Origin of the sequence: Acinetobacter sp. FDAARGOS_558 (assembly GCF_003937785.1) — a bacterium.
In the GTDB taxonomy this organism is placed as follows: domain Bacteria; phylum Pseudomonadota; class Gammaproteobacteria; order Pseudomonadales; family Moraxellaceae; genus Acinetobacter; species Acinetobacter baumannii.
Genome location: NZ_RKJH01000001.1, coordinates 1,708,607 through 1,732,498 on the forward strand (window position 1 = coordinate 1,708,607; position 23,892 = coordinate 1,732,498).

Annotated in this window: 21 protein-coding genes and 1 pseudogene; 11 read left to right on the forward strand and 11 right to left on the reverse strand. The window is 40.2% G+C overall.

Features of this window, described 5'->3' with window-relative positions; genetic code table 11:
- The first annotated feature begins 113 nt into the window (after positions 1–113).
- The 5 genes from EGT34_RS08170 to EGT34_RS08190 all read left to right on the forward strand — a co-directional run bounded on the left by EGT34_RS08170 (position 114) and on the right by EGT34_RS08190 (position 5,952).
- The gene (locus tag EGT34_RS08170) at positions 114–1,124 is read left to right on the forward strand and encodes an AraC family transcriptional regulator (protein WP_000085721.1); all 1,011 of its coding nucleotides are present in this window, start codon (positions 114–116) and stop codon (positions 1,122–1,124) included.
- Positions 1,125–1,295: 171 nt separating this feature from the next.
- The gene (locus tag EGT34_RS08175; protein ID WP_001287649.1) at positions 1,296–2,501 is read left to right on the forward strand and encodes an acetyl-CoA C-acetyltransferase; all 1,206 of its coding nucleotides are present in this window, start codon (positions 1,296–1,298) and stop codon (positions 2,499–2,501) included.
- Positions 2,502–2,521: 20 nt separating this feature from the next.
- Positions 2,522–4,657 (forward strand): 3-hydroxyacyl-CoA dehydrogenase NAD-binding domain-containing protein, encoded by a 2,136-nt coding sequence (locus EGT34_RS08180; protein WP_001274339.1) that lies wholly within the window; start codon positions 2,522–2,524, stop codon positions 4,655–4,657.
- A gap of 164 nt (positions 4,658–4,821) precedes the next feature.
- Positions 4,822–5,076, forward strand: coding sequence for a hypothetical protein (locus EGT34_RS08185; protein WP_024437251.1), 255 nt, complete (start codon positions 4,822–4,824; stop codon positions 5,074–5,076).
- A gap of 15 nt (positions 5,077–5,091) precedes the next feature.
- Positions 5,092–5,952, forward strand: coding sequence for a patatin-like phospholipase family protein (locus tag EGT34_RS08190; protein WP_024437252.1), 861 nt, complete (start codon positions 5,092–5,094; stop codon positions 5,950–5,952).
- Between the two features lie 29 nt (positions 5,953–5,981).
- Here the strand turns inward: EGT34_RS08190 and EGT34_RS08195 are convergent, their stop codons facing one another.
- Together EGT34_RS08195 and EGT34_RS08200 are read right to left on the reverse strand one after the other, a co-directional pair.
- Complete coding sequence (locus tag EGT34_RS08195; protein WP_000278751.1) at positions 5,982–6,401, reverse strand: GNAT family N-acetyltransferase; 420 nt, start codon at positions 6,399–6,401, stop codon at positions 5,982–5,984.
- A gap of 12 nt (positions 6,402–6,413) precedes the next feature.
- Positions 6,414–7,625: pseudogene (locus EGT34_RS08200) on the reverse strand (class I SAM-dependent methyltransferase).
- Positions 7,626–7,751: 126 nt separating this feature from the next.
- On the opposite strand from EGT34_RS08200, the gene trhA reads away from it, so the two are divergent.
- Together trhA and EGT34_RS08210 are read left to right on the forward strand one after the other, a co-directional pair.
- Entirely contained in the window at positions 7,752–8,393 is a 642-nt protein-coding gene (trhA, locus tag EGT34_RS08205) for a PAQR family membrane homeostasis protein TrhA (protein WP_031971938.1), read from the forward strand.
- 134 nt (positions 8,394–8,527) lie between these two features.
- Entirely contained in the window at positions 8,528–9,838 is a 1,311-nt protein-coding gene (locus tag EGT34_RS08210; RefSeq protein ID WP_000446411.1) for an MFS transporter, read from the forward strand.
- Positions 9,839–9,904: 66 nt separating this feature from the next.
- Here the strand turns inward: EGT34_RS08210 and EGT34_RS08215 are convergent, their stop codons facing one another.
- Together EGT34_RS08215 and secA are read right to left on the reverse strand one after the other, a co-directional pair.
- Positions 9,905–10,348, reverse strand: a complete 444-nt coding sequence (locus EGT34_RS08215; protein WP_000757179.1) for a hypothetical protein — start codon at positions 10,346–10,348, stop codon at positions 9,905–9,907.
- Between the two features lie 130 nt (positions 10,349–10,478).
- Positions 10,479–13,202, reverse strand: a complete 2,724-nt coding sequence (gene secA / locus EGT34_RS08220; protein WP_000881343.1) for a preprotein translocase subunit SecA — start codon at positions 13,200–13,202, stop codon at positions 10,479–10,481.
- Between the two features lie 407 nt (positions 13,203–13,609).
- Here secA and EGT34_RS08225 point away from each other — a divergent pair, with 407 nt between their 5' ends.
- From EGT34_RS08225 to EGT34_RS08235, 3 genes are all read left to right on the forward strand, one after another.
- Positions 13,610–14,251, forward strand: a complete 642-nt coding sequence (locus EGT34_RS08225) for a peroxiredoxin (RefSeq protein WP_000175334.1) — start codon at positions 13,610–13,612, stop codon at positions 14,249–14,251.
- A gap of 348 nt (positions 14,252–14,599) precedes the next feature.
- Positions 14,600–15,412 carry an MBL fold metallo-hydrolase gene (locus tag EGT34_RS08230; RefSeq protein ID WP_192898998.1) on the forward strand — a complete coding sequence of 271 codons (813 nt, stop codon included), beginning with the start codon at positions 14,600–14,602 and terminating at the stop codon, positions 15,410–15,412.
- Entirely contained in the window at positions 15,409–15,987 is a 579-nt protein-coding gene (locus EGT34_RS08235; protein WP_000714606.1) for a dual specificity protein phosphatase family protein, read from the forward strand. The genes EGT34_RS08230 and EGT34_RS08235 overlap by 4 nt, the downstream gene beginning before the upstream one ends.
- Before the next feature lie 19 nt (positions 15,988–16,006).
- On the opposite strand, the gene EGT34_RS08240 is transcribed toward EGT34_RS08235, so the two are convergent.
- The 5 genes from EGT34_RS08240 to EGT34_RS08260 form a co-directional block, all read right to left on the reverse strand.
- Positions 16,007–17,077 carry an SPOR domain-containing protein gene (locus EGT34_RS08240; RefSeq protein ID WP_002010595.1) on the reverse strand — a complete coding sequence of 357 codons (1,071 nt, stop codon included), beginning with the start codon at positions 17,075–17,077 and terminating at the stop codon, positions 16,007–16,009.
- Positions 17,068–18,354, reverse strand: a complete 1,287-nt coding sequence (gene folC / locus EGT34_RS08245; protein WP_000813086.1) for a bifunctional tetrahydrofolate synthase/dihydrofolate synthase — start codon at positions 18,352–18,354, stop codon at positions 17,068–17,070. The genes EGT34_RS08240 and folC overlap by 10 nt, the downstream gene beginning before the upstream one ends.
- Positions 18,351–19,247, reverse strand: a complete 897-nt coding sequence (gene accD, locus EGT34_RS08250) for an acetyl-CoA carboxylase, carboxyltransferase subunit beta (RefSeq protein ID WP_001071168.1) — start codon at positions 19,245–19,247, stop codon at positions 18,351–18,353. Before accD ends, folC begins: the two co-directional genes overlap by 4 nt.
- Positions 19,244–20,047, reverse strand: coding sequence for a tryptophan synthase subunit alpha (trpA, locus tag EGT34_RS08255; protein ID WP_000088559.1), 804 nt, complete (start codon positions 20,045–20,047; stop codon positions 19,244–19,246). The genes accD and trpA overlap by 4 nt, the downstream gene beginning before the upstream one ends.
- A gap of 244 nt (positions 20,048–20,291) precedes the next feature.
- Entirely contained in the window at positions 20,292–21,341 is a 1,050-nt protein-coding gene (locus EGT34_RS08260) for an AraC family transcriptional regulator (RefSeq protein WP_001155170.1), read from the reverse strand.
- 120 nt (positions 21,342–21,461) lie between these two features.
- On the opposite strand from EGT34_RS08260, the gene EGT34_RS08265 reads away from it, so the two are divergent.
- Positions 21,462–22,337, forward strand: a complete 876-nt coding sequence (locus EGT34_RS08265; protein ID WP_000991230.1) for a metal-dependent hydrolase — start codon at positions 21,462–21,464, stop codon at positions 22,335–22,337.
- A gap of 8 nt (positions 22,338–22,345) precedes the next feature.
- On the opposite strand, the gene EGT34_RS08270 is transcribed toward EGT34_RS08265, so the two are convergent.
- Together EGT34_RS08270 and EGT34_RS08275 are read right to left on the reverse strand one after the other, a co-directional pair.
- Complete coding sequence (locus EGT34_RS08270; protein ID WP_000364279.1) at positions 22,346–23,341, reverse strand: DUF2804 domain-containing protein; 996 nt, start codon at positions 23,339–23,341, stop codon at positions 22,346–22,348.
- A gap of 37 nt (positions 23,342–23,378) precedes the next feature.
- Positions 23,379–23,891 (reverse strand): DUF1543 domain-containing protein, encoded by a 513-nt coding sequence (locus EGT34_RS08275; RefSeq protein WP_001139543.1) that lies wholly within the window; start codon positions 23,889–23,891, stop codon positions 23,379–23,381.
- Position 23,892 lies beyond the last annotated feature (1 nt).

Below are 23,892 nucleotides of genomic sequence, written 5' to 3' on the forward strand. Positions count from 1 at the left end.
GCAATTTAACATGTAAAAAGTGCTTTTACACTGTTGTAAATCGCCAATTTATTTTTTTAGACGGTCATTTAGGTCAATTTAAAGTGAACATCAAAGAGACTGAAGGATTCAATATGAGTCGCGATACGATTAGCATCCACTTCGTGAATGCGGCTTTGACAGGCGTAAAGCGCCTTGGCATGGATGTCGAGACGTTACTTTCACATGTGGGTATCGAAGCGGAACTATTACGTCAACCTAAAGCTCGAATCTCACCAGAACAATATACCCGTTTTATAAAAATGTTATGGATGGTCACACAAGACGAACACGTTGGTTTCGATGTACAACCGCGTCGTTTGGGCACTTTTGCCATTATGTGTCAGTTGATTATTCATGCAAAAACCTTGGGCCAAGCCCTTGAACTTTCATCTCAATTTTACAAATTATTTGGTGATGAATGGTCAGTAACGCTGGAGCGTGACAAACACGAAGCACGTTTAGTACCTCTCATTCCAAAAACATTAGATCCGGATCATTTCATTACTGAAAGTATGCTCATGATCTGGCATGGATTGGCATCATGGCTGATTGAACGTCGCTTACCATTAGAACGTGTTCATTTTAGCTATCCACGTCCTGCACATGCAGATGAATATGACGCGTTATTCTTTGCGCCGGTTATGCAATTTGACGCACCGCGTACCGAAATAACCTTTGCGGCTGATTATCTTGATTTGCCAATTCGCCAAGATGAAAAAACATTAGAAGAATTCTTAAAAGCAGCCCCTGCTCAGCTTTTAGTAAAATTCAAAAACACCAATTCGTTGACTTCACGTATTCGTGAAGTACTCAAAAGCCAAATTGGTGAAGAAATGCCAACGCTCAATGACGTTGCATCAATGTTGTATTTATCTCCGCAAACTTTACGCCGCCGCCTAGCTGCCGAAGGTAAAAGCTATCAGGGCGTGAAAGACGCTTTACGCCGAGATGCTGCGATTCATTTATTACTCAATCCTGAGTTAACACTTGAAGATGTTGCTCAGCAAGTTGGTTTTAGTGAAACCAGTACATTCCACCGTGCATTTAAAAAGTGGACTGGTGTTACTCCCGGTCTATATCGCCAGCTCCATGGTTACCATTAATTCTTAAATCTCTTTAGTTTCACATTTAGCCCAAGTTCAACTTGGGCTTTTTTGTATCGCCATTGGCAAAAATCATCACCTGACTGGTGCGCTTATCGTCATTGCACTCCCTCTTAAAAACAGTACACTCAAAAACACGACAAAGTTTAAGTAATAAAAAAAGGAACTGTTATGAGCGAGGCTTATATTATTGACGCCATTCGCACACCACGCGGAAAAGGAAAAAAAGACGGCTCTCTTTACGAAGTAAAACCAATCACATTACTCACCACTCTATTAAACGAATTACAGCAACGCCATCAACTCGATACATCTAAAGTAGATGATATTGTTCTGGGCTGCGTAACACCAATTGGTGATCAGGGCGGTGATATTGCCAAAACAGCAGCGATTGCAGCGGGCTGGAATGATGATGTTGCAGGTGTGCAAATTAACCGCTTTTGTGCTTCAGGTTTAGAAGCGGTCAACATGGCAGCCATGAAAGTTCGTTCTGGTTGGGAAGATTTAGTGGTTGCTGGTGGCGTTGAATCAATGTCACGTATCCCAATGGGTTCTGATGGCGGACCATGGGCCTTAGATCCGGAAACCAACCTTAAATCATCTTTTGTTCCACAAGGTGTCGGCGCTGACCTCATTGCAACCTTAGATGGTTATAGCCGAGAAGATGTTGATAATTTTGCCGTAAAGTCACAACAAAAAGCAGCGGCAGCTCAAGCAAATGGTTATTTCGATCAATCAGTTGTGCCTGTCAAAGATCACTCAGGTGTTGTGATTTTAGAAAAAGATGAATTTATTAAAGGCAATACCACACTTGAAGGGTTAGCAAAGCTCAACCCAAGTTTTGAAATGATGGGGCAAATGGGCTTTGATGCTGTTGCCCTGCAAAAATATCCAGAAGCACAAAAAGTAAATCATGTTCATCATGCCGGTAACTCATCAGGTATTGTCGATGGAGCAGCTCTTGTTTTACTGGCTTCAGAAAAAGCAGTGAAAGAACAAAACTTAAAACCACGCGCTAAAATTTTGGCGACTGCATTAGTCGGTACTGATCCAACCATTATGCTGACTGGCCCTGCGCCTGCTGCACGCAAAGCCTTGGAAAAAGCTGGTTTAACAATTGATGATATTGACCTATTTGAAGTCAACGAAGCATTTGCAGCTGTCGTAATGCGTTTTATAAATGAACTCAATGTGCCTGCTGAAAAAGTCAACGTAAATGGCGGTGCGATTGCTTTAGGTCATCCCTTAGGGGCAACTGGTGCCATGATTTTGGGTACATTACTTGATGAGCTTGAACGTCAAAATAAAAAACGCGGTTTAGCAACGCTCTGTGTCGGCGGTGGTATGGGTATTGCCACCATTATTGAACGTGTATAAAAATTTAGGGATATATAAAGATGAGTGCAATTCAATACGAAAAAAATGCCGACAATATTGTCATCTTGACACTTGATTCAACTGGTCAATCTGCGAACACCATGAATGCCGAGTTCCGTGAATCGCTCGATGAAGCGACTCAGAAACTTAAAGCAGAAACAGAGCTTTCAGGTGTTATTTTTCGCTCAGCAAAAAAAACTTTCTTTGCTGGTGGTGATTTAGATGAACTGATTCAAGTTCAACCTGAGCATGCAACTGACTTTTTCAATATGGTTGAGAAGTTAAAAGGTCATCTAAGAACGATTGAAACACTAGGAGTTCCAGTTGTTGCAGCATTAAATGGCACGGCACTGGGCGGAGGATGGGAAATCGCATTAAGTTGCCATCACCGTATTGCAATCAATGACCCGAAAAGTAAATTTGGCCTACCAGAAGTTACCTTAGGTTTACTACCGGGCGGCGGTGGTATTGTACGTATGGTTCGTCTGCTTGGTCTTCAAAATGCGTTCCCATTTTTAATGGAAGGCAAACAGTTCGGTGTCGATAAAGCAAAATCTTTAGGCTTAATTCATGACACAGCTGAAAATGAACAAGAACTTTTAGATAAAGCGATTGCTTGGATCAAAGCCAATCCAAAATCTCAACAGCCTTTTGATGTGAAGGGTTATAAAATTCCGGGTGGCGATCCAAAAACTCCGGCAGTTGCACAAGTTCTTGCCATTGCACCAGCCATGCTAAAAGACAAAACCAAGGGCTGCTACCCTGCTCCTGAAGCGATTATGGCTGCCGCAGTTGAAGGTGCTCAAGTTGATGTCGATACCGCCTTGCGCATCGAGTCTCGCTACTTTACTCAACTAGCAACAGGCCAAATTTCTAAAAATATGATTGGCACTTTCTGGCACGGCCTAAATGCAATTAAGTCGGGTGCTAGCCGTCCTGCTGATATTGCAAAATGGCAAGCCACTAAAGTGGGCGTGTTGGGTGCGGGCATGATGGGTGCTGGTATTGCCTACGCCACTGCAATTAAAGGCATTCCTGTTATCCTTAAAGATGTATCTGTTGAAAATGCTGAAAAAGGCAAAGCTTATTCTCAGAAATTGCTAGATAAACGTGTTTCACAAGGCCGCATGACGGCAGAAAAACGTGATCAGATTTTATCGCTCATTACGGCTACAGCTTCTGCTGAAGACTTACAAGGTTGTGACCTGATTATTGAAGCCGTATTTGAAAACCAAGAACTTAAAGCGAAAGTCACTCAAGAAGCCGAGCAATATCTAGCGCCTAATGGTGTGATGGCATCAAACACATCAACCCTACCGATTACAGGTTTAGCGCAAGCAAGTAAGGATAATAAAGCTTTTATCGGTCTGCATTTCTTTAGTCCTGTCGACAAAATGCAGTTGGTTGAGATTATTAAAGGTAAAAACACCTCCGCAGAGACACTTGCCAAAGCTTACGACTTTGTACAACAAATTGGAAAAACACCGATTGTTGTTAATGATAGCCGTGGTTTCTTTACCAGTCGTGTGTTTGGTACTTTCATTCAAGAAGGTATGCGCTTACTTGCAGAAGGCGTCCATCCAGCGCGTATTGAAATGGCAGCACTGAAAGCTGGCATGCCGGTGGGACCACTTGCGATTCAAGATGAAGTGTCTTTAACTTTAACGGAGCATGTTGCAAGTGAAACACGTAAAGCCCTACAAGCCGAAGGCAAAGAGCTACCGAAAACACCAGTAGATGAAGTGATTCATACCATGATTCATGAATTAAACCGTAAAGGTAAAGCTGCTGGCGCAGGTTTCTATGACTATCCTGAAAATGGTAAAAAACACTTATGGGAAGGCTTAAACCGTTGGCAAAAAGATCATGATATTTCTGAGCAAGATATGATTGACCGTATTTTGTTTGTACAAGCCTTAGATACCTTACGTTGTTATGAAGAAGGGGTATTAGAGTCAGTGATTGATGCCAATGTCGGTTCTATTTTTGGAATTGGTTATGCTCCGTGGACGGGAGGAGCAATTCAATTCTTAAATCAATATGGGATTGATAAAGCACAAAAACGTGCCGAAGAGTTGGCTGCCAAATATGGTGAGCGCTTCACGCCCCCAACGTTACTAAAAACTAAAGCTGAGCAGAAGCAAAATATTCAATAAGTTAGAGCTCTTGAATATTTAAAAATTGCATAAACCTTACCCATATAAATATATTTTATTTATATGGGTTTTTCTTTATGACCTTTAAGATTTCAGCCTTATACCTAAATATGCTATAAATAGACTTCATTTCTGTGCTTCTACAGCACATTCGAGATATCCTTATGTCCGATAAAAATTCTTCCGAATCAGCAATTTTAGGCTGGAAATTTGTTCTAATCGTCGGTGTTTTAAGTGCGATCTTCCTTGGCTTTTTCTATTTAGCAATGAGTAATGAGCCTGACTATATGCCAAGAGCACAGCGCAAAGCTCAACAGCATGAAATGCAGCAAAAAGCTGAGAAATCAACAGATCAGCAAACTCAGCATGACAATATGCCTGAAATGGACATGCAAGAACATCAGCATTCACATCAGTAATCAGATATTTTTCAAATGACAGATTTTTCCCGCAACGCACTGGTTGTAGAAGGTGGAGGCATGCGTGGTGCCTTTACCAGTGGTGTACTTGATGCTTTTCTACAACAACGGTTCAACCCTTTTGATTTATATGTGGGCGTATCTTCTGGTTCGACCAATGTAGCTAACTACCTGGCAGACCAACAAGGTCGCACGTTAACCTTCTATATTGATCATTCACTACGTCCTGAATTTATCGATTACAAACGCTTCTTTAAAGGTGGTGATTTACTCGATTTAAAATGGATGTGGGAAATTGGCGAGCAAGAACATCCTCTCGATCAACAGAGCCTTTTTGCCAAAAATCCAGATTTTTATATGGTATTGACGCATGCTAAAACTGGTCATGCTGAGTATCTTCGTGCTGGTAAAGATAATTTGCTAAATGCACTGCGTGCTTCTAGCTCAATTCCGGTTTTAACTCGTCATCCCGTCGATATTATGGGTGAACCCTACTTTGATGGCGGCGTTGCAGATGCTCTACCCGTTCGCTGGGCGGCTCAGCAAAGTGGTGTCAAAAAGCTATTAGTTTTACGTACTCGTCCGAAGAACTATTTTAAAGCCAGTAGCCGAGGCGACCAATTCCTTGCGAAATATGCTTTTAAACACCATTATGGTTTTGCAAATAGTTTGCGTAACCGCTGTGCCCGTTATAATGCTTCAGTTGAATTTGTTCGTAGCAGTAACCCAGAACAGCAAATTTTAGAGGTATGTCCACCGCCTCTTAAAAATATGGCAGGGCGTTTAACGACAAATCCGAAAAAGCTTCGTTACAGTTATGAAGTTGGTTTGGAAACAGGCTTACAAGCCATCGAAAACTGGAATGCGATGAAGTAGTTCAAAGTTGAGATTTCTAAAAAGGAATCTCAACTTAACGCTAAATTCATATCAATATGTGGAATACCACAATCTTGGTAAACCTCACCCTGCACTTTAAAACCTAGAGCTTCATAAAAAGCTGTCACATAGGTTTGCGCGGAAAGCTTTAAATAAGGCAATTTATGTTGGCGCGCATATTCAATAATATGCTGCATTAGAATTTTACCTATACCCTGCTTTCGATAAAGCATTAAAACAGCAACACGCCCTACGCTATGCTGTGGCAACAAACGTGCTGTAGCGATAGGCTGCTCTTTGTCATACACCATAAAGTGCACAGCAGTGCTGTCGAAATCATCCCATTCATCTTTGGGCTCAATGCCTTGCTCTTGAATAAAGACTTGTTCACGGATGTATTTTGCATCTTCCTCAAACTGCGTCCAACTACCCGCTATAACTTTATACATCCACTCACCTTCCTAGCATTTGCAGCCAATATTTTCGATCGGCAACTGGTCTTGTAATAACAATTCCAAAGTCTGTTTTTTAATTCCATACATTTCTTTCAATGCTTGAATTTGAGCCATAATCTTGGCATCAGGTTGTGTCACGTTTTTGCGTTTAGTCGCCAAAATCATTTTATTTTTGCTGGTGTGTTCAAGCGATACAAACTCAAAAACTTTGGTTTCGTAGCCATACGCTTTTAAAAGTAATGCACGTTAAGTGTCGGTCAGCATTTCAGCTTGCTGCCCTGCATGAATACCAAACTGTAGCATTGGCTGTAAAACTTCTGGGCTATGTAATTGTGGGCGTAATTCTTTATGACAACACGGAGCGCACATAATCATCGAAGCGTTTAAACGAATTCCTGTATGAATAGCAAAGTCAGTCGCAATATCACACGCGTGTAAGGCAATCATTACATCCAACTTTTCCGGTTGATAACTACGAACGTCACCTTCAAAAAAGTCTAAATGATTAAAATGTACTTTTTCTGCAACGTTCTGGCAAAACTCCACTAAGTTACGGCGCAGCTCTACACCAGTAATGAGCGGAACCTTTTGTTGTTCTTGTAAATAATCATACAAGGCAAAAGTTAAATAACCTTTTCCTGAACCAAAATCGACAATATTTAACTCTTTTTGCTCAGCATCAATTTGTTCGTATGCACTCGCAAAAATTTCGATAAATTTATTAATCTGTTTCCATTTACGAGCCATGCTTGGAATGATTTGAGCTTTCTCATCGGTAATGCCAAGCTCTTTTAAAAATGCACTACCCTGCTGTACATAACGCTGTTTCTCACGATCATGCGCTTGTACAGTTGGAACGGTAGTCACGCTGTGTTTTTTACCCATATTAAGCATGGCTTTTTTCTTATTTTTTTTAAGCTGGATTTCTTGATGCGTTGAAAATAAATTCGCTTGTTTGCATTGCGTAATCAGTGCTGCAATCTGTTCTAAGCCATCTTCGAATGAATAATTTTTAGTCACATCTTGGGTGGTATGATGATATAGCGCGGAAAGTTGTTTTTTTCCATGTAGCTCCACAACACGGAAAGTAATTTTTTCCAGCTGTGTCAACTCTCCTTTATATTGGCTCAAAATCAAACGCTCAAAAGTCTGCTGATCAAGCATTTGTTTGATTTCATGAAAGAATTGCTGTTCTTGCTCAAAGGAGAAAACCGACACTGATATACCTAAAAAATGGTGACTCATATAAAGTGAAAGTTTAAAGGGTATAGGATTAAAAATAAAATAACTTTACGACTGTTTTGTATTTCTATACATTTGTATTTTTAATCAAAAAATAAACTTATGAGTAAATCGGTGTTAGAAACCTACGACCCAAAAGAAGAACTTTTTAATGCCTACAGCCATGGCGCTGGTGTGGTTATGGCAGTAATTGCCTCTGTCTTTTTAATTATAAAAGGATCTTATCTTTCCACTGCCCAGTGGATAGGTTTATGGGTATATGCTTTTAGCTTAATTCTCGTGTTTACTAGTTCGACTCTCTATCATTTTGCACAAACACAAAATTTACGTTACTGGTATAAAAAACTCGATCACACGGCTATTTATTATTTAATTGCTGGAACATATACCCCGTTCTTAAGTATTGCTATACCTACACAAAAAGCTCATATTTTACTTATTGCGCTCTGGAGCATTGCTGCAATTGGTACACTTTTCAAGTTAGTTTTTATTCACCGTTTTCATAAAATTTCGCTACTTGCTTATGTTCTTATGGGTTGGCTTGCCGTTTTTGTAATGGATGATATGCGAACCTATTTAAGCAAAGATACTTTGATGTTATTGATTACTGGAGGTTTAGCTTACACCGTTGGAGCATTGTTTTACGCGTTAAAAAAGGTAAGATATACCCATGCGATATGGCATATTTTTGTGCTTTTAGGTGCAGGTGCACACTTTCTTGCTATCTATTGGTACGTTGTTTAGTCCATTTTTCACTCATATTCAGTGATCCTGAAAGAGTCATGGATGATGTTCTTTCACGCTATTCTTTTAAGAAAAATATGCCTTTAAAGAGAATAGTAAATTAAAAATAAATTTTAACTGATATAAGGACTTATATGGAGTCAACCTCTGCGACTGCTGCTCCTGTAGTAGCCACCAATTCGAAAACACGGGTTTTGTTTGCAAGTTTAGTCGGTACAACCATTGAGTTCTTCGACTTTTATATCTATGCAACTGCTGCCGTTATCATTTTTCCACACCTATTTTTCCCTGCCAGTAGTGGTAGTGCCGCAGTCTTACAATCACTTGCAACTTTTGCAATCGCCTTTATTGCCCGTCCTATCGGTGCAGCACTATTTGGGCATTTAGGAGATCGTATAGGTCGTAAAGCAACATTGGTGGCAGCATTACTCACTATGGGTATCTCAACCGTATGTATTGGCTTATTACCAACCTATGCTCAGATTGGAATTGTCGCGCCTTTATTGCTCGCCTTATGCCGTTTAGGACAAGGCTTAGGCTTAGGTGGTGAATGGAGTGGTGCTGTTTTACTTGCTACAGAAAATGCACCTGAAGGCAAACGTGCATGGTATGGCATGTTCCCTCAACTTGGCGCACCTATCGGTTTTATTTTAGCAACTGGTTCATTTTTACTTCTAAGTGCTGCTATTCCTGAGCAAGCATTCATGCAATGGGGCTGGCGTATTCCTTTTATTGCAAGTGCTGTCTTGGTTATTGTTGGCTTATACATTCGTTTAAAACTTCATGAGACCCCTGCTTTCCAGAAGGTTTTAGATAAGCAAAAAGAAGTTAATATTCCATTTAAAGAAGTGGTGACAAAACACACGGGCAAACTTATTCTCGGTACAATTGCAGCAATCTGTACCTTCGTTGTGTTTTATTTAACTACAGTATTCGCACTTAACTGGGGAACAACCAAACTAGGCTATGCGCGTGGTGAGTTCTTAGAACTTCAACTGTTTGCAACCCTTTGCTTTGCAGCCTTTATCCCTCTTTCTGCCATTTTTGCAGAAAAATTTGGCCGTAAAGCTACTTCTATTGGTGTATGTATTGCTGCTGCAATTTTCGGACTGTTTTTCTCTAGTATGTTAGAGTCTGGAAATACACTCATTGTGTTTTTGTTCTTGTGTACTGGCTTAGCAATTATGGGCTTGACCTATGGTCCAATTGGTACTGTCCTTTCAGAAATTTTCCCAACCTCAGTACGTTATACGGGTTCAGCTTTAACGTTTAACTTGGCTGGTATTTTTGGTGCTTCTTTTGCACCGCTTATTGCAACTAAACTTGCTGAAACATATGGTTTATATGCAGTTGGTTATTATCTTACAGCAGCATCACTTTTATCATTAATCGCGTTTTTATTAATACGCGAAACAAAAAATGTAGATGTAAATAATCAGATTTAAATATTTTCAAACACCCTGATATAAAAAAGCCGGTTCAAAATTGACCGGCTTTTTTATATATAGAACTTAGTTCAATGATGCAGGATTTGCAGGTGTAACACTGTTTGGTACAGCTGGGGCAGTTACATTATTCGCTGCAACTGCTGCCGCACCAGCAACAGCAGCTTCGCCAATTAATGCAACTTTTGCTTTTTCTTGGCTCTTTGGAGATAGAGCTGGGTTACTTGCAACAATACGGTTAACATTTGCAGAGTTTGCTGGAGCGATCGCAGCAGTTTGTAAAATGATTGGGCGATTACCCGTGTTACCCAATGTGTAACGAATACCTGTACGAGGGCTAATCACCGTCGTATTTTCTTGTTTCACTACAGCCTGAGCCGAAGTTGGGCCTTTTGCCGCAAGTACTTTATCAACCGTTGTGGTTTGAGGGGCTGAAGCTGTTTCTGCTGCGAAAACAAAACTTGGCACAGCAAGAACAGTTAAAAATAAAGGTTGTAATACTTTTTTCATTGTCTTTCCAACATACACTCTGGATGAGAAGTAAATAGCATTTAATGCTTAAAACTGCAAACATTATTCACAGGCTTACTACAAACGAAAAAAAAGCAGAACAATCGTTCTGCTTTTTTTATAACACAAATTAAATTTTGCCGTGACACTGTTTATATTTTAAACCAGAACCACATGGACATGGAGCATTACGACTTTCAGGTACAGGGAACGTTTGTTGTTCAGTAGCCGACTCATTAAGTGCTTCTTGAGAAGCGGTCACTTCACCTGTTAATCCATCCACATCATCATGTTCAAAAGAAAGCTTCATTGCTTCTGCTTGTTGCTGCTGTTGAGCTTCCATTTCTGCAAGCTCTTCTGGTGTTGGGATATGTACGCGAGACAGATCAGTTACAACATCAGTTTTAATTACACCCAGCATGTTCACGAACAAGTTAAATGCTTCTTTCTTATATTCCTGCTCAGGATTTTTTTGCGCATAGCCACGTAAGTGGATACCTTGACGTAAATAATCCATTGCAGCCAAATGATCTTTCCAATGGCGATCAAGAGAATTTAAAACGAAATGACGCTCAAGCATTGCTGCAGATTCATCACCCATTTGTGCACGGCGCTGACGATAACGCGCAATCACTTCATCACTGATGCGTTCAACCAAGCCTTCTTCATCAAGACGTCGATCTTGTTCTAGCCATTCTTGAACTGGTAGCTCAATACCCAAATCAATACGTAAAGCATTTTCTAAGCCTTCCACATCCCATTGGTCATGGATTGACTCTGGTGGAATAAAGTTAGCAATCATCGCCTGCATTACTTCACGATGCATTTCTTCAACGTATTCTTGTAAAGTATTTTCAGCTAAGATTTCGTCGCGTTGTGAATAAATGATCTTACGTTGTTCATTATTCACATCATCATATTTAAGTAAGTTTTTACGAATATCGAAGTTACGTGCTTCAACTTTACGCTGCGCGTTTTCGATAGAACGGCTTACCATTTTGTGTTCAATCGCTTCATCTTCTTTAAGCCCCATTGCACGCATCATGGCAACAACACGGTCGCCTGCGAAAATACGCATGAGGTCATCTTCAAGAGATAAATAGAAACGAGAAACACCAGGGTCACCCTGACGGCCCGCACGACCACGTAACTGGTTGTCAATACGGCGTGATTCATGGCGTTCAGAACCAATAATGTGCAAGCCACCTGCTTGCAATACATCTTCATGGTCCTGTTCCCATTGCGCTTTTAGACGCGCTTCATCTTCAGGGGTAGGATTTTCAAGTTTGGCAAGTTTCGCTTTCCAGTTACCCCCAAGGATAATATCTGTACCACGACCGGCCATGTTTGTTGCGATTGTTACTGCATTCGGGCTACCTGCCTGAGCAATAATGTCTGCTTCACGCTCATGTTGTTTTGCGTTCAAAACTTCATGATGAATACCAGCTTGCTTCAATTTAGACGATAGAATTTCACTGGCTTCAATCGTTGCCGTACCAATAAGAATCGGTGCAACACCCTGCTGACGAATATTCATAATTTCTTGAATAATCGCGTTATATTTACCATTACGGTTTAAGTAGATTAAATCGTTTTGGTCATTACGAATCATAGGTCGGTGTGTCGGAATAATAACGACGTCCAGACCATAAATTTCTTTCATTTCCGCAGCTTCAGTATCGGCAGTACCTGTCATACCTGAAAGCTTTTTATAAAGACGGAAATAGTTCTGGAAAGTAGTTGTTGCTAAAGTCTGGTTTTCAGGTTGAATAGCCAAACCTTCTTTCGCTTCAACTGCTTGGTGTAAGCCTTCTGACCAACGACGGCCCGGCATGGTACGGCCAGTATGCTCATCAACAATAATGACTTCACCGTCATGAATAATATAGTGAACGTCGCGTTGGAATAGGAAGTGCGCACGAATAGCCGCAGAAACATGGTGAACGAGGTTTAGATTTGTAGCTGAATATAAGCTTTCGCCTTCCGCTAACAAACCCATTTGAATAAGTTCTTGTTCTACAGTTTCATAACCAATTTCAGTCATTTCAACTGAACGCTGCTTTTCATCAATCCAGAAATGTCCGCCATCGGCAACTTTTTCTTCTTTTTGCGGGCGTAATTTTGGTGGAATAGTATTGATGGCAGTATAGAGGTGTGAAGAATCTTCACTTTGACCAGAAATAATTAATGGCGTACGCGCCTCATCAATCAAGATTGAGTCGACTTCATCGATAATGGCATAGTGCAAACCACGTTGTTTCTTTTCTGCTAAAGAAAACACCATGTTGTCACGCAAGTAGTCAAAACCAAATTCGTTATTAGTACCATAGGTAATATCAGCTAGATAGGCAGCTGCTTTTTCTGCTGGTTCTTGCATTGAATAAATTGTACCAATGCTTAGACCTAAAAATTCAAATAAAGGGCGGTTTAACTCAGCATCACGTTGTGCCAAGTAATCGTTTACAGTAATGACATGAACGCCTTCACCACTTAATGCATTTAAGTAACACGCTAAAGTACCCATAAGGGTTTTACCTTCACCGGTACGCATTTCGGCAATTTTGCCTTCATGTAAGGTAATACCACCAATTAACTGGACATCATAGTGGCGCATGCCCATTACACGTTTTGCTGCCTCACGACAAACTGCAAACGCCTCAGGGAGTAACTTATCTAAACTTTCGCCATTATTATAACGTTGTTTGAATTCTGGAGTTTTTGCAGATAAGTCTGCATCGCTTAAAGCTGATATCGTCGGCTCGAGCGCATTGATTTGCTCAACAATTTTGCGCATGCGTTTGAGTTCACGCTCATTTTTTGTACCGAAGATACCTCCGATCAGACTTGCCAACATGGATAAACTCTCTAAATCTTGCTTGGTCAAATGAATAAATTTTTTCTCAGTCGTTTATTATGGTGTCAGAAATTTGAAGTACAAGGGGTTTGCACAAAACCCATAAAAAAAATCTGATCATTAGACAAATGGTTTTACCCATTTTCTAAGCCCCTTTAAAGCATCTGACACCTAAAAACTCGACATTAATGCTCATCTATTGAGCACAACTTCCGAGAAATCTAATTTAGCAAATTTATCTTAAAGTTACATTGATTCAGCCCATAAATTCATATGTTTTGGTCATATATATTTACACTTATATAAAAAGTTCATAATAAAATATAAAAACAATAATTTTAATAATAAATAAATTGCGGCATAGTCATTTCAACATATAACAAATTTTAAGCAATTGAGGATTTATCATGACATTACGATTAGGCGACACAGCCCCTGATTTTCAACAAGAATCAAGCGAAGGCACTATTAATTTTTATGATTTTCTAGGTGATAGTTGGGGCATTTTATTTTCACACCCGGCCGACTATACGCCAGTATGTACAACTGAATTGGGTTATACAGCAAAACTAAAAGATGAATTTGAAAAACGTAATGTTAAAGCAATTGCTTTATCTGTAGATGATGTAGAGTCGCACAAAGGCTGGATTAATGACATTAATGAAACTCAAAATACAACAGTCAATTTTCCAATTATTGCTGACAAAGACCGCAAAGTATCTGAGCTATACGGTTTTATTCATCCGAATGCCAGTGAAACCCTTACTGTCCGTTCTTTAGTGATTATTGACCCAAATAAAAAAGTTCGTTTAATCATCACCTACCCTGCTTCGACTGGTCGTAACTTTAATGAAGTCTTACGTGTTGTTGATTCATTACAATTAACCGATAAGCATAAAGTGGCTACACCAGCGAACTGGCAACAAGGTGAAGATGTGGTCATTGTCCCTTCTTTAAAAGATGAAGAGGAAATTAAACAACGCTTCCCTAAAGGCTACACTGCGGTGAAACCTTATTTGCGCCTTACACCACAGCCTGAGCAAGATTAAAGCCTTTAACAAGGCTTTAATCGAAGCGCAAGACAAATGCAGTGCGTAGGTAAGCATCTGAAAAGTTGACTACAAGACAAGCAAAGCGCGTAGGCAAGCGTCTGAAAGGTTCCCTGTAAGACAAACGCAGTGCGTAGGTAAACATCTGAAAGATTCCCTAAAAAAACCAATAAAGGGCATATTCAATAATGAGAAAAAGCAAAGAAAACTAACTAAAGCACATAAACAAATATTTCCATCTCAAAAGCCATCTCACCCGATGGCTTTTTTTACATTAATGAATACACATGGTTTTTACTGTTGAGATCAGTTATAACTTCCCAAGAGTTTGTGCAAAAAACAAAAATCATGATCCATAAAATTCATCATTTAAAATGCGGCAGTATGTGCCCTGTATGTGCACCTTTATTTGGGCAGAAAGGCTGGAAAGCTGAAATTGTTTGTCATTGTCTTTTGGTAGAAACTGATCGAGGCCTTGTACTGATTGATACCGGATTTGGCCTACAAGATTATCTACACATGCAACAGCGCCTTGGTTCTTTAGTCAAACGGTTGGGGAAAATTGAACCGAATCTTGAGTTCAGTGCTATCCAACAAATTCAGAAACTGGGTTTCCATCCTAAAGATGTACAGCACATTTTTGTGTCTCACCTCGACTTTGACCATGCAGGCGGAATTTCAGACTTCCCCCACGCCACTGTCCATGTGCTAGCCACTGAATACAATGCTGCACAACTGCCTAATTTTAAAGGCAAGCTTCGTTATAGAACTAATCAATATAAACAACATCGGTACTGGAACTTTGTTGAGTATCAACAAGGTGAAAAATGGTTTAACCTTGAAAAAGTAAAAGGTTTCCCCCTATTTCAAGATGAAATTTTAATGGTGCCATTATTGGGCCATTCTGCCGGACATTGTGGTATTGCGATAAAACAACAAAATCAATGGTTATTATTTTGTGGAGATGCTTACTACTCACACCTAGAGCTAAATCCAGCAAATAAATTAAGATCTCTTACCCTTCTAGAAAAGACATTTGCAGAAGACAATGAAAAGCGTCTTATTAACCTAAAAAAATTACAGCATCTGGCTCAACATGAGCCAACGATTGAGATCATTTGTGCACATGACCCCCATGAGCTTCGGCGGTACCAAACATGAAAAAATTTTCGCTCATTGCATTTGCGGTCTGTTTAAGCCTTCAAGGGTGTATGCAACACGAAAGTATTGCCCATGAGCACAGACCTCACGATTGGGGAACCTTAGTTTCTCAAACTCATAATTTTTATCAAATTAGCAATGATGTTTTCCGGAGTGAACAGCCCGATGCAGCCATGATTCCCGAATTAAAACACCATCAAATTGGGACTATTATTAACTTAAGAGCCAAAGCATCAGATGATTTAGTCTTTAAAAATGAAAACTTTAATCTTGTTCATATTCCGATTAATACATGGGCAATTGATCGACAAGATTTATTAGAAGTTATGCAGCAAATCCAACTTGCCAAGCAAAATAATCAACGTGTTTTACTACATTGCTATCATGGTTCAGACCGTACAGGGGCCAGCGTCGCCATGTATCGAATTATTTTTGAAAACTGGGCAATTGATGATGCAGTGAAAGAAATGAAACAAGGGGGTTATGGTTATCATATTATTTGGAAGAATATTGACCGTTTATTTACCCCTGAAAATGTAAAATGGATTCAACAGCAACTGTCGAATCCATCTTAATTAGATTTCAGAATAAAATTTAATCTGACTTACGTTGATCTAACGGCACCCAGTCAATCACCCAAGCTGACTTCATATTTAAACTGGCGTCAGAAGTAATTTTCTTACGTGTAGTATCTGCCGTATCTCTATCTTTTGCAGGTCCAACCATAATACGGATACCTTTACTGGTTGGGCTCGTCGTGACCTTATAGCCTTTTGCACGTAATTTAGAGACTACAGCATCTGCATTTGCTTGGTTAGCAGCCAATGCAACCTGTACCATCCATTTTTTATCACCATTTTCAAGCAACTCACGTGCTTTCTCTGCTTCAGCTTTTTTCTCGGCCTCTGCCTTACGTTTCGCTTCAGCTGCTTTCTTATCTGCTTCTGCTTGACGTTTAGCTTCAGCAGCCTTTTTGTCCGCTTCTGCTTGGCGCTTCGCCTCTGCTGCCTTCTTATCCGCTTCTGCCTGACGTTTTGCCTCAGCTGCTTTCTTATCTGCTTCTGCTTGGCGTTTAGCCTCTGCTGCTTTCTTGTCTGCTTCTGCCTGACGTTTTGCCTCAGCCGCTTTCTTATCCGCCTCAGCTAAGCGTTTCGCTTCAGCAGCTTTTTTATCTGCATCCGCTTTAGCCGGATCTACTGACTTTTTTGTATCAGTTTGCTGTCCTTTTGCCTTATTCTCACTACCCGCGACTTCAGGAGGAATATTATCGGAACTTTCTTGTGCAGCAGCTCGGCGAGCATTAATCGCGGCATATTCAGCAGCAGCTTTACGAGCTGCATCCGCTTCTGCCTGTTGTTGCATAGCCAAGAATTCGGCAGCACGAGCCTCTTGTTCTGCTACAGCTTTTTCACGAGAACGGCGCTGTTCTTCAAGAAGACGTTTTTCTGTTTCAACATCAACTGCAAGTGGCTGTAGCTGTACCATCTGCCCTTCTTGTGCTGATTGCTTTGGTTTAGCTTGTAATTTCGGTGATGTTGAAGTTTGGGGTTGAACATCTACCTGTTTTATTTCTTCATTTCCTTTTAGAAGTAATGCTGCCAATAAAACACCACCACCTAATAAAACAACGCCACCCATCCAGCGTTGTTTGTTATTCATTGACATTCTTCCAAATACTCCCAAATCGCTTCTAAAGTATGAAACGAACCACAGGCTAAAATCAGCTGATTGTTATTTGTTTGCTCAAGCGCTGATTTAAAAGCCTCTTTGATATTGCCAAATTGTTGTATTGTCTGGCCTTGCAGGACGTCATTCAATTGCTGAATCGGTGCAGCACGCGGCACATTCAACTCAGCAATTTTCCAATGTAAAACAGTAGGTTTCAACAAATCGACTACTGATTTTATATCTTTATCTGCCAGCATTGAAAATACTGCGACAACTTCTGTGTACTGTTTATTGTATTCTAAGAAATTTCGCAATTGCTTTAACAAAAATTCAACACCATGAGGATTGTGTCCGGCATCAAAAATAATGGTTTTTCCATTAACTTGGCGCACTTCGAAGCGTCCAGCCAAGCGGGCATTTGTAATGCCCTCCTCTAGCGCTAGTTGCGAGATTTCAAGTCCGCTATTTAATACGGCCGCAACTGCTCCTGCAATATTCTCGATTGCAAGTATACCAAGCGGCAACCTTAAAGTGGTTCCTTCACTTGCAAAATACCAATGTTTTCCATCATCGGCGATTTTATAAAAATAATCTCTATTAATCGCGTATAGCGTGGCTTGTGAGCTATTTGCCTTATCTTGAATCGCTTGAGGCAAAGATTGCTCACCTGCAAAAATGACAGGAATATGAGGTCGGATAATACCTGCTTTTTCAAAAGCAATTTTTTCGATGGTATCGCCTAACCAATCTGTATGGTCAAGACCAATATTGGTAATCACGGCGATATCAGGGTCAATGACGTTGACAACATCAAGACGCCCACCTAAACCGACTTCAAGAACCCATACATCGCATTGTTGCTGTTTAAAAATAACAAAAGCAGCCAAAGTGGTTGCTTCAAAAAAAGATAGGCTTAAATCACACTCGCGACGAGCCTGATCAACTTGTACAAAAGCATCAATCAGGCTTTGGTCATCAACTTCAACTCCACCTAATTTGACTCGCTCGTTAAAATGATAGATATGCGGTGATTGATACAACCCAACTTTGTACCCTTGTGCTTTTAATATAGACGCAAGCGTTGTTGTGGTTGAACCTTTCCCGTTTGTTCCAGCAACAGTAAAAACTTTGGCGTTGGGTTTAGTCACGCCTAATTTTTCTGCTACGGGAATAACACGTTCCAGACCAAGATCGATCCCTGTAACGTGAACATGGCTCCAATAATTGAGCCATGTATCTAAAGAGTCTGTTGAAAGTGGAGCTTGTTGTTTCAAGGTAAGTTCATCAATTTTGATACAAGACGAGATACAGTATCACGTAAAGCATGACGATGAACAATCTGATCGACCACACCATGATCAAGCAGATATTCTGCACGTTGGAACGGTTCTTCTAGTGTTTCACGTACAGTTTGTTCAATCACACGTTTACCGGCAAAGCCAATCATTGCTTTAGGTTCTGCAATATGGATATCACCCAACATTGCTAAAGAAGCTGTTACACCGCCATATACCGGATGTGTTAACACCACGATATAAGGTAAGCCCGCATCTTTTAATTTTTGGATTGCAGCAGAAGTACGCGCCATTTGCATAAGTGACAACATACCTTCTTGCATACGTGCACCACCAGAAGCTGCAAAGCAGATTAATGGCTGACGTTTTTCAATTGCAAGTTCAGCTGCCTTAACAAAACGGTCACCTACTACAGTACCCATTGAGCCGCCCATAAAGTCAAACTCAAAAGCACATGCAATCATATCTACGCCATTTAAGTTACCTTGCATGGCAATTAAAGCTTCCGTTTCACCAGTTTTAGTTTGCGCTTCACGCATACGGTCTGGATACGGTTTGCTATCAACAAACTTTAATGGGTCTTTCGCGCTAAACTCTTGACCTAATTCAGCCACAACATTGTCGAAGAACCAGTTTAAGCGATCGCGAGCTTTCATTCGTAAGTGTTCGTCACACTGTGGACATACATACGCATTAAAAGATATTGCTGTACGTGTCACTAAAGCATGACATTCAGGGCACTCAATAGTTGGCTCAGTAAATGTTGCTTTGAGAGTCTGTTGCTCATCTGCAACTTCAATACCTGGAACTGGACGCTGTGTCCATGGCGTCGAAGGGCTAAGAACTTTCCCTGATTTCACTTCTTGATTCATACTAACTCATCGAGCGCTGCTCGAAGCTCCTTGACTTTATTCACCGTCTGTTCAACAGCTTCATCAGCTGCCAACGTTGCAAAAGATTTAACGAAAGCACTACCTACAATCACGGCATCTGCAACACTACCCATCGCTTTCGCTGAAGCAGCATCACTAATTCCGAAACCAACGCCAACTGGAACGTTAGTCATACCTTTGATTTTTTCAATACGTGCAGCCGCTTCAGAAGTATCCAAAGTCGCTGCACCTGTTACACCTTTGAGTGAAACATAGTAGATAAACCCGCTTGCCTGATTCGCTACGTGTTGAATACGTTGATCAGTTGAAGTTGGTGCAAGTAAGAAAATCTGGTCCATATCATGTTGTTTCAAGATTGCACCAAATTCTTTTGACTCTTCCGGTGGTAAGTCCACAAGTAATAAGCCATCTACACCACATTGTTTCGCATAAGAAACAAACTTCTCGTAACCAATCACTTCAACAGGATTAAGATAACCCATTAAAACTACAGGTGTTTCCTGATCCTGCTCACGAAACTCTTTTACCATGTTCAGCGCATCTAAGGTGTTCGTCCCAGCCGCAAGTGCGCGTTCAGCAGCAAGTGCAATTACCGGACCATCAGCCATCGGGTCTGAAAATGGTAAACCAAGCTCAATGACGTCTACTCCTGCCGCAACCATTTTATGAAGTAACGGCACCGTTACTTGTGGCTGTGGATCACCCGCCATGACATAAGATACAAGCGCTTTACGTTGTTGGGACTGCAGCTTTTCAAAACGGGTGGCAAGACGTGACATAGGGTTGTGCTTTCCTTGAATTATTTAAAATTGAGGAGTTGTTTGTAGAAATACAAGAACACCGCATTTTAACGCTATTTTTTGTTCATTGAACAGGTCTAACGTTATGGCGATATTCGATTGTATGATTCATACAACCCATGGCGTACATTTATCAATATTTTGAAACTTTTCTCAATGATCAAAGCTTCCTATTTTTGGGCCATTATTGATTTACAAATTGAGCAAAAAAGCATCCAAAATTCTATTTCGTTGCATTTTTCTGGATGAGCTGTAATTGCTTTTTTCGAGTTAATAATGTTTGCCCTGTTAAATTTTTATATGCTCTTGCTAGTGCAGACTGATCCGAATAACCTAACTGGTCGGCAATTGCAGTCAGACTTTCATTTTGACTTAACAATATCTCGCAGCGTTTCATACGCTCAGCATCTAAAATTAATTTAAATGAAGTGTTTAATGCCTGTAATTGGCGCTGCAAGCTTCTAACAGAAACATTCAACTCGATGGCAATATCTTCTATTTTGGGTGCTTGCTGCTTATGCTTAAAGTATTCCTGTACGATCCAATGTATTTGCTGAACTAAATCGGCATGTATTTTCCGCTGAACTAAAGCTTCTTCAGCTTGTTTCACCAAAAGTTGCACCAAAGTTGGGTCTGCATGTTGAGGGCGAACATTTAAACTTTCACTTGCAAAAGTTAATGCATAGTAAGGCCGCTCAAATGATAATTTGCACTGAAAGAAACGTTGATAGTGAACTACTGCCCCACGCGCTCGGTGTACGAACTCTACATGCCGTAAAAGAAACTCATGTACAGGGGCAATCTGTTTAGCAAGCTGTACCATTGCAGCCAAGGTCAGCTCACTTAGTAGAATATTACTGTCGTCGACCAAAGGCCAATATAGGCGAATTTTGGAGGCATCCTGTTCAATTTGTATAGGGACAACCTGTGCACCATCAATGACCAAACGATGAAACTTTGCAATATACTCTACCACTTGACCTAAGGTATCACTTCTGGACGCCATATAACCCAAGACCCCAAAGTTGGCAGGGGTAATACAGGCTGCCATCTCTAAAGCCAAATTAGTCACATGTAATCGCGTTTCAGTTATCTCTAAAAGTTCAATAAAAAGGTCTAAAGAAGATTGAGCATCTATAGAAGCAGATAAAATATTTTGGACTTGACGTGTTTGAATTTCACTTAAATTAAGTGTCTGCCAATCTATTCCTTTTTCTTTTAAATACGTATTCCAAAGGTAGAAGTAACCATTTGAGATAGTAAATTCTTGCATGGCGCGTCCTTTTTACTGCCATTTTGTCGCAAACTGTATAAAAATTGGCGATAACTGTCAAAACAAAGCCGATCACTCGCGACATACTAATGAAAAGGTTATAGTTGCGAGAAATAAAAGATGAACGCACATGTTTCTTATCAGGTCGAACCAGTAGTTCGTAAAGATCTCGATTTTCATTTAAACGAAGCACCTCGCTTTTGGTTTAACAATGATCCTTTTTTAACTCGTATGTTTGATGCACTCAGCTTAACCTTTCCAGATGGAGAGCGTTACTTCATTGAATGTGTGCGTATGTTCCGCGATAAAATTGATGACCCTGAACTACAAAAACGAGTTGCGGATTTTATTAAACAAGAAGCTCAACACGGTATTGCACATGACAAAATGAATCAGCTCATGAAAGAGCAAGGCATGCCTGTTGACCAGTTCACAACCACCCTTAAAAAGATTTTCCGCTTTGAACTAACAAAACGTTCACCACAATATAATATTGCCATGACCGCTGCCGCTGAACATTTAACAGCGTTAATGGCAGAAACCTTTTATAGCCATAAAAAAACTTTAGAAAACGCTCATCCTTATGTTCGAGCTTTGTTTGCATGGCATGCGATTGAAGAGATGGAACACCGCGATGTAGCTTTTGATGTGATGAGACAGGTGGGAGAAGTTCCAGAGTCAACACGTCGCTTTGTGCTTGTTTTAACAACCGTACTCATGTTCGGTTTTACGCTTTACCGTACCAATATCATGTTGAAATGTGATGGCTTTAGTCCAAGAGAAAGGCTCTTGATGAATCTTAAAGGTTTACCTTGGTTCTTTGGCAAAAATGGCACATTAACAGCTATGAAAAAACAATATATGGATTGGTTTAAAAAAGATTTTCATCCAAGCCAGCATCCTGTTATTCGTCAGTATCCCGTTTGGATTGAAACACTCGAAAAGACAAATGACCCTATTGCAGCGGGTGAAGCATTTTGGCAAGCAGGTTTATAACCTGCTTGTTACCATTTTGCATAATGTTGCTCTAGTAAACCGTATTGTTCTTTGCAATTGATTATATCGGTTGTCTCATGCTCAATCGTGCCGCTAATTTTAGCTTGCCATTGATTGAACTGACTGCCAATCATTCTTAAGTTTATATTTTCATATCGGCACCAACCAATATGCACTTGTAGATTAAGTTTTTGATCTAGAGAACTAATTTGCCAAAGTTCATCATTTACTTTTTCAAATAAAACGTCTGTTAGCGGAAATAAAACTCCGTTAATCCATAGGCAGTTTTCATTACCAAAGCTTTCATTAACACCAGAGGCCAGATTTAACCCAATACGACGCCCCTGTTCATCCCAGAAGTTACATGAGAGCCAGAACCAAGCTGTTTCAGGACGTAAAAATCCGCAAGTATCATCTAGCGATGCAAATGTCTTTTCATCAAATTGTACAACTTGATTTTGCTTATTAATGAACATCCCCTCTACAGCCAAAGTGGTCTGCTTTTGGGTATAGGTCCAACCATTGATGCCTGTTGGTGTACACAAGCTCAAAATATCTGTTCCAGCACAGAAAATACGAGCGCTCAGGCAAATTTCACCATATTTAGTCACCCGAATGTATCGCACACCATTGGCATGCTGAATATCGAACTGATAAGGCGATTTAGAAAAATAACTTTGATTAAACAAAGGCTGTTCATCAAGATAAGTCTTGTGACCTAACGGCTGAATAGCATTCCACTCAATGACTTGCCCTGTTTCATGGTCATAAATATAGAAAAAACCGTGTCCAACCCAACCAATATCTGCAATGGCCAGACCAATACTATAATGTTTATGTTGAATGCCACAGAATTTAAACTTCTTATATTTTAATTGTTTGCGCCAGCCTTTTAGGACTTTTCCATAAGGAGTTTTATAAATATAACGTTGGACATGAATGGTGGACGGTACAGATTCAAAACGCCCATAACGAGGCTGTCCATTTTCTTGAATTAAATCCATTTACCCACTTCCATATGAATATTAGATTTCAAATGACCTATCCCACAGTCAAATATGTATTTTCCCAAATTGTTGCAGCAAAATCGCCTTTTATTAAATGAATATAACGGCCTGCCACGCAATCTATCGCTAAACAGTCATCAATATCAATGACCCGGTCTGTATGTGCTTTTTGCCACTGCCGGTCTATAAATTGTTTACCTAATTGTTTGGCAACTACCGCATTGGGTGCCACCACAAACTCATAACGATGAAGTTCACCGAATTCACTTGCATTATATCCACCTAGATTAATTAAATATAACTTTAAATCATCTGGTTGTGGAGCAGCATCTGTAAAATGAATTTGATAGTTCTGTCCTTGAGAACTAACTCCTGAGAGCTTAGCCCAAGCATCAATATGTAATCCTTGAGCCTCACCAAACCAAGCTTGTTTAAGTTGAGGATAAACTTCTTCCAAAGTATCTCCTACAGCCATGACCACATCATGAACTTCTGTATTAGCACGTGCATGACGCCCGCCCAACATCACCATAAACAAGCTTGGCATT